The organism is Candidatus Latescibacterota bacterium (assembly GCA_019038625.1).
GTDB lineage: Bacteria > Krumholzibacteriota > Krumholzibacteriia > Krumholzibacteriales > Krumholzibacteriaceae > JAGLYV01.
Genome location: JAHOYU010000248.1, coordinates 1 through 7,558, shown reverse-complemented (window position 1 = coordinate 7,558; position 7,558 = coordinate 1). Strand labels below are relative to the sequence as shown.

Sequence of the window (7,558 nt, the reverse complement as noted above, 5' to 3'; positions counted from 1 at the left end):
CGCCATAGACATTCAACTGGACCATGAGAGAATCTTCCAGCCAGCCTGTCTCATGATAGATGAACTCTATATCAGCAGCAGTCTCCCTGTCATAGAACGCAGCGAAGAATACGTGGATCGTATCCGTACCTCCGAGTCCTCCGATCCCGATATGGTCTTCAAAGACATGATCGTATGTCCTGCATCCCGCTATATCCTCTTCATTCTCGCAGGAATAGTAAAAGAGGCTGAGCAAAACCAGCAGAAAAATGGAACCCACCCCGCTGATCATATTCTTCCTGCTTTTATTGTTCGACATGCTGTGCCTTCTTTCCGGGGCGGCAATCGTCTCGGCCGTGCAGGGGGCATTTCTGTTTAAAGGTCAAGTTCAAGGACCACCGGACAGTGATCGGAACCGGACACCTCGTTCATGATCATCGCGTCCCTGACTTTGTCGGCAAGGTCGCTGGACACAAAATGGTAATCTATTCTCCATCCCACATTCTTCTTCCTCGCGCTGAACCTGTATGACCACCACGAATACATCACTTTTTCCGGATAAAGACTCCTGAAAGTATCGACATACCCGGCAGCTATGAATCTGTCTATCCATTGACGCTCTATTGGAAGAAAACCGGAACGTTTTTCATTAGGTTTCGGATTTTTCAGGTCGATCTCCCTGTGGGCAGTATTGTAGTCACCGCAGATCACCAGTTTTTTCCCTTTCTTCCTGAGCGACTCGCAGAAATCGAGGGTTGCATCGTAGAAATCCATCTTATAGGCCAGTCTTTCGTCGTCCTTCTGGCCATTCGGAAAATATATATTGAGCAGGGTGAAATCGGGATACTCGCTGACAATCACCCTTCCCTCGCTGTCAAACCTTTCCACTCCGAACCCATGATCCATTTTCAGGGGTTCTGTCCTGGAGTAGATCGCGACACCACTGTATCCCTTTCTCTCAGCGGAATTGAACGAGGCAAAGTATCCGGGTATGTTCAACAACTCCTCGCTGAGCTGCTCCACATTTGCTTTCGTCTCCTGTATGCACAGAATATCGGGCTGTTCCTTCACCACCCAGTCTATAAATCCTTTTTTCTGCACAGCCCTGATACCGTTGACATTCCATGAATATATCTTCATCAGCTGATTCTTTCTATTTTCTTCCCTGGATGATAAAGTCACCCGATATCATATCGCGGTCATTCCCGGGCAGTGAAACCCCGGGCTACCCCCTCCAGTTTCCATTCCCCGCCATTTCTGGTGAAAAAGGCAATCTTCCTCTTTAAGGGCCGGGTCCTCGTCCCGCTGCACCGGTATGCGTTGGAAAATATGATCAGGGCCTGGGTCCTACCCGCATCGAACCCGGCTTTGGAGAAGGTCAGGTATCCCTGGGCATCGACAAAGGTTGAATCGAAACCGTCCCAGTCGGGGTTCTCAGTATCCCCAAGCGCTTCCAGAAATTCGTTTTCAGGCACTATTCGATAGACCGATGGAAGATCGAACTTCCTGTCCAGCCGTGTCGACACATTGATGTTCTTCATTATAAGCGAGTCCAGCGTCTCCTGCTTGAGGAGGTCGGGCCATTTTTCCATCAACAGCACCGGATTTGTGGATATTACCCACGACTCTGTCATATCCTCGATGAGGATCAATTCATAGTCTGTTCCGTATTCAGATACTACCAGCAGGGACATCAGCTCGTACTCGTGCAGGTCGGTATCAGTACCATGTGATTGCACGGTCTCAGCCCCAGTGTCATTCCCCGCTACTCCGTCTGCCTTTATCTGCTGAGAAGCTGCGGATGAAATAGCGACTATCACGAGCCAGAGAATGATATATGACCTGATAGCAGACTTCATCTTTTCCTTCCTGAAATATTTCGTGAAATACAGGATTCCGCCCCTGACTGTCCCCATACTTTGTTCTATCCTGCTTCTTACTGTCTTATATCAATGTCGTAATTCTTCAGTTTTTGCTCCAGTTCCAGTCCGCATTTGTAACTTACCGGTATATCGTAACCGCCGAGGGACAAGTTTCTATAGTCTTTGACTTCGATACGGGTGACCTTTATTTCGCCACATGTGAGTTCCTGAAGCAACTTCACGACAAGACCCGCCTTCAGATCCTGTGTGATATGGAGCCACAATCTCTCATTGTAGTATGAACGCGAATAGACTCCAGCGAGGTATGATATCATGGCTTCACGGTTGCCGTTAAAGATCGCAATGTCCATAACCGGATTCCCCACATCTATTTTTTCATAGTAGGAATAGATTATTTCGGTGACTTCTTCGGACTTGAATATGATATGACCCTGCATATCCTTCGACACTGACAATTCAGTCTCAATGCCTTCTTCCCTCATAAGAACCCTGATATAATACTCGAACAATTCAGCTTCGTATATCTCTCTTGGATTGAAACTCTCGATAAAGTCCGGGGCCAGATCACCCTCATCAAGATCAGTCAAACGGAAAAATCCGTCATCCAGCATCCCGAGAATATAATAGATCGGAATAAAATCGTTCTCTGGTTTCAGGATCACATAATCATATGCTCCGTATTCCGTGCAGGAAACGGCGACGAGGATCAAAACCAGAACAGCCGCGTATCTCATAATGTTTCATCCAGCAACGAATTGTCCGATCGTCTGGTAGAATTAATAACGGCGAAAACCATCAAGTCATTTTTATGTCGATTAACGCTATTTTGACATTTCGTCAAGTCTCTTTGCCCTGGCCGCCGCCGAGTCGGAGACCGAAATAGCGCTTCCCACCACACTCGCGCCTGGCAGAACGGATTCAGAAAGAACGCTGTCCTTCTGTTGTCTGGTCAACTCTTTCTTCACGTCACCAGACTCATCGTTTCCGCATCCGGCAAGTAACGATAGCGAGCATAGCACTATGATGAAACTCCTCATACGCATCGGCTCCCACAACTATTTCTTTCACGAAAATGTCCCATGAACTGTAGAATAATTGAAATCCCCAAAGCTGTAAAGTAACTTCAGGTCTTCAACGTAATATTGTCAGATGATTGATTCAGGATAATTACTCAAGAAAATACCGGAAGGCTCACCGCTCAAAAGCGCCAGACCTCCCGGTATTATTAGCCAGAAATAAAGGCCGATCCTTCCTCAACTCCTATCGCATCAGGACCATTTTTCTGGTCCGTACCTGATCACCCGCGATAAGCCTGTAGAAATATACTCCACTCGAGACTATTCCGCTCCGGTCGTCCAGACCGTTCCATACCTCTTCATAACGGCCGACATCCCGCTTCTCGTTGAGCAGTACTCTGACGAGACGCCCGGCTACGTCGTATATGCGCAGGGAAACGTTCGAGGACTGCCCTATCGCGAAGACTATCCTCGTCGTCGGATTGAACGGGTTCGGGTAGTTCTGCCTCAGGTAGAATGCCTGTGCCGGCATATCTCCGGCATCCGTCGTACCTGCGGTTATCGTAAACAGGCTGTCACTTGTATCTTCGCCAGACAGAAGTGACGGGTCATAAGCCACGATCTTGACCAGGCAACTGTCAGCATCGATCTCTGGAGCTACCCACTTATAAAGTGAATCGTTCGGTTCACTACCAGCGAGAAGAGTAAAGTCTGTTCCGCCGTTGTCCGAGAAAAAGATGCTTACAGAATCGACCTGTACGTTGTCAGTAGCGACCCATTGTATATCTATCGTATCACCGGGAGCAAAAATCTCTCCACCATCGGGATAGACTACCGTGACCGTCGGAGCTATCAGGTCGGGACCCGCAGCACAGTCACCCGCCTCGTTCGAATAGCCTCCCCCATATCCGATGGAGTTGATGACCGACACTTTGTAGTACCAGCACCCACCAACGGGGCTATGATCAAAACTCGATTCCGCGGAAGGAACGCTTCCAAGGTAGATTTCCTCATCGGGCACGATCCCCCCGAGCGTATCCCCGTAGACAGCGTAGTAATCAAGCCCGCCAGGAAGCTGAAGGTCCCACGCGAGCTGGATAGTGATATCGTCGATGGCAACGGCGGACAAGCCTGTCACGAATGCAGGAGCAGCCATCACGGCTAGCGGCCCACCGTACACGCCGACATCGGCCCTCGATCCATCAGGATCGCTTATGACCGGATCTCCAGTATCAATGCCACCCGAATGCACAGCAAAATGGTAGTCCATAGATGTGGTGTCAGCAAAGAACGGGTTCCTGCTGAAGTTTGTCGTATCGGGTATCAGTGAGACAACATCCTGACCGTTGTTCCCAAAGCAGTCGTTATACTGAAAAGTCACTCCTGGTCCGTCTGAAGCCATGAACCCGTCCGGATAACCATACGATACCACGTTGTTCCTGATATCGATTCCCGCCAGGGATGCCATGAAGATATTTCCACCGACAATAGCAGAACGGTTTCTGTCTATTGTATTGTTCTTTACGCTGCCCCATATGCTGTCCGCCTGGATACCGCCACCGAGACTTCCGGCAATGTTCAACGCTATTATCGAATTCTCGATGTTAAGCTCAGCGAAACGATGACAGATGCCTCCGGCGGAGCCGTCGCTTATATTATCAATGATGCTTACCCCGGCAAGTTGAAGTGACGAGCGCTCGGTCTCGATCCCGCCACCGGTTCCGGTGGCATGGTTGCCCGCGATCGTATCGCCTGAGAAAGAAGCGGGACTGAACCTTGCATAGACACCTCCACCCTTCATGTAACCGATATTACCGGAGATCATGTTATCCTCGGCATCTATCGTCGACTGATAAGCATAGATCCCGCCACCGTCCTTCTGCCCTGTAAACATCGGATCCGCTGTCGAACCATTAATGGTGTTACGCCTTATCGCGGCATCGACCTGGTAGATGTATATTCCTCCACCTGTCTGAGCGACGCAGGCATCGATAATGTTATCCTCTATCGTCACTGTACCCGAATAACAGGCTATACCGCCACCGGCGGAATAACTCGTGCCGTCGATGTATCCACAGGAATTTATCTTGTTTCCCCTTATAACAGGAGAAGATTCATAGGCGAAGATGCCCCCCCCATGGGTTCCGAGTGTCGGCAGGTAAAGGTAAGTGCCCGTTCCCCCTGTTATCGTAAATCCATCTATTCCGGTCGGATCGGGGTTGGTGTTCATGAAAGAAACGACACTGCCGGAACTGTTGATAGTCGTCACATTCGTTTCGGGATCCCTGGATGTGAACGAGACATCCCATCCGCCGAACAGGAAGACCGGTTTATCGACGGTAACGGCGGAGTTATATGTGGAAGCCGCTACCATGATCGAATCTCCCGTGTCGGACACATCGATCGCGTCCTGAATATCGTTCGCCGCCCATGCAGGCAAGGAATAAGGAGATATATTACCGCCGGAGGGTGATACATATCTGTACTTTCCCTTTATCGCAAAATCACTGGAATTTGTTGTAACACCCGCGACAGAACCTCCTGACCACGCTTCAACCTTCAGTCGGGCTGTGGGCACTGGAAGATTCGGAACGGTCCAGTTATAGAATGTAGCTCCACCGGAAAGACCGGTGACTACCGGGTAATTGTAATTCGAGCCGCTGTCTATACTGAGATATATACTGAAGGAGTCGGCGCTGCCTCCGGCCAGTGTCCAGGTCACCTGGTGGACATCCCCGACATCAACGATGTCGCCTCCCAGAGGCGAAGTGATCGTAAGGTCCATCCCGTTCACAGCGAACGACATCATCGCGCCCGTCGCGCTTATCGAAGTAATATCGAGTCCCAGCGGTGATGCGCTGTAACTGTTGTTATTCGGTGTCGTTATTCCGGTAAACTCTGTGGCATTCCCCTGCCGGAAATAATCTGAGTCCTCACCCGAGTTTGTATTCTGCTCGAGATGTTGCGTGCCACTCGCCTCTTCGAGATCGACCATGAAATGCGTCTGGTCGTCGTTGTTTGGCTGGTTCTCGTCTACATGCCATATCATCAGCCCTCTTAGGCTTCCCGGCAAGGCCGAGTCAAAACCCGTTCCCTGCCTGTTTTCCACGAGAAAAAACTCATTACTGGAAAACCCGCCCTGAAGCTTGTATATCTGCTGAGACGTCTCAACCTGTGAAACAGGATAGACACCGCCCGACGATATAGTCGTCGGTGTGACCCATCCCAGATCGACCTTGCACCAGGCACTCATGTGTGATGGAGTCGAACCGATGCTGCCATTCCAGGAACCTCCTGACATCAGGCAGAAATCACCAGTTCCCTGGCTGTCATAACCGTAGTCATAGAGATCAGGCAGACCTATGAAATGCCCCGTCTCGTGGGCGATCACACCTATCCTTGTAATGCCCCATGTGCTTGGAGTCGAGTCCCATCCCCTTCTCGCCGGCTCGGTATGATAATAACGCATCCTGATACCATCATATGTCACTGTCGAGCTGAGGCCCCAGTAATGTGACCAGATATAGTTGGAATTGTTACCGCCGTACTCCTCACCACCACCGGCATGGATAATAGTAAGTCCATCCACCCAGCCGTCACCATCGCCATCGACCGTTGTAAAATCGAATCCTCTCGACTCGAGAGCCGCCAGCGCGTCCGATACCATCGTCCGTGGCCTTAGATCGTTCCCCCAGGCATCGTTTGCGCCATAGTAAGCATAACCGTTGGGAATCGTCACAGCTTCTACGACTGTCGACTGGACATCGAGTTGATTGTATGAGACCTCGTCATAATAATCCTTAACTGAACCGGTCGCCCCGTCAGTCGTGTATCCGACCTGGTTGAACAGGTCGTCGAATTCCTGTCTCGTTTTCGCTACAGCCAGATCGGAATAGCTGACCAGCACTACCAGATTCTGCATCGTTCCAAACGGTGATGCCTTGACAAGCTCGTCGTCGGGCACTGCCTGCATCATCGGTCTGGTCATGGCTTCTTTGACAAGCCTGGAAATGTCAGGCTTTTCAAGTCCCTCTGCCACCGGATCGTCCTGTCCAGCTACTAGTGACGTCGGCACGAGGATCCCGAGTTCCTCCTGCGCGTAAACCCACCATTTACCATCCGCTGAACGGATCACTGGATACCCTGTCTCGTCTTCGTTCCAGTGAAGATATTCATCACCCTTCAGAACGATGGAGATCTTCGTGCCGTCGGGCTGAACAATAGTCACCGGGTCTGGATTAGCGATGACTGCAAATGAATCGGTCACATGGCAGACGGAAAGTGCCGCCACGGCGATCAGCATAAAAAGACATGTCGCTGCCCTCGATGAACGCGATGATTCGATTCTGGCTTCATCCGTACCACGAAAGATGCAGAGAATTTTCTCCAGCATAAAAGTCTCCTCTACTGTTGGTGAGAGTCTCAGGAAGCTGTTGTGATGCCAAGGTTGTATGATCCTCGCAAGTATCCACCTGTCCTGAACAGAGGGTGTAATGAATCTGGAATTCCCGAAAGAGATCAGAGCGAACCGGCTCCGGGAAAATCCCAGTCGAATACCTTATTTGCAAAAAAGCCTGGTCCCCATAATAAACCAGGCCCCTACACTAGTATTGTATATCATATTAGAATGAATATCAACCCCAAAAGGCAGGCAATGGGTAGATACCACCACATCAAATA

7 protein-coding genes are annotated in these 7,558 nt (G+C 50.1%); 1 reads left to right on the top strand and 6 read right to left on the bottom strand.

The features are described from left to right. The 6 genes from KOO63_15935 to KOO63_15910 all read right to left on the bottom strand — a co-directional run. The coding region (locus KOO63_15935; protein MBU8923306.1) for a hypothetical protein at nucleotides 1-298 on the bottom strand (298 nt) is incomplete at its 3' end. Between the two features lie 56 nt (nucleotides 299-354). Beyond that, the gene (gene xth / locus KOO63_15930; protein ID MBU8923305.1) at nucleotides 355-1,119 is read right to left on the bottom strand and encodes an exodeoxyribonuclease III; all 765 of its coding nucleotides are present in this window, start codon (nucleotides 1,117-1,119) and stop codon (nucleotides 355-357) included. Between the two features lie 59 nt (nucleotides 1,120-1,178). Beyond that, entirely contained in the window at nucleotides 1,179-1,895 is a 717-nt protein-coding gene (locus KOO63_15925) for a hypothetical protein (protein ID MBU8923304.1), read from the bottom strand. Nucleotides 1,896-1,915: 20 nt separating this feature from the next. Further along, nucleotides 1,916-2,596: a hypothetical protein gene (locus KOO63_15920; protein MBU8923303.1), complete on the bottom strand. Its 681-nt coding sequence runs from the start codon at nucleotides 2,594-2,596 to the stop codon at nucleotides 1,916-1,918. Between the two features lie 87 nt (nucleotides 2,597-2,683). Next, nucleotides 2,684-2,899, bottom strand: a complete 216-nt coding sequence (locus tag KOO63_15915; protein MBU8923302.1) for a hypothetical protein — start codon at nucleotides 2,897-2,899, stop codon at nucleotides 2,684-2,686. Nucleotides 2,900-3,122: 223 nt separating this feature from the next. Beyond that, nucleotides 3,123-7,271, bottom strand: coding sequence for a M6 family metalloprotease domain-containing protein (locus KOO63_15910; GenBank protein MBU8923301.1), 4,149 nt, complete (start codon nucleotides 7,269-7,271; stop codon nucleotides 3,123-3,125). A gap of 42 nt (nucleotides 7,272-7,313) precedes the next feature. Between KOO63_15910 and KOO63_15905 the strand changes: the two genes are divergently transcribed. Next, nucleotides 7,314-7,558, top strand: a 245-nt coding sequence (locus KOO63_15905; GenBank protein ID MBU8923300.1) for a hypothetical protein, incomplete at its 3' end; no start/stop codon positions are given.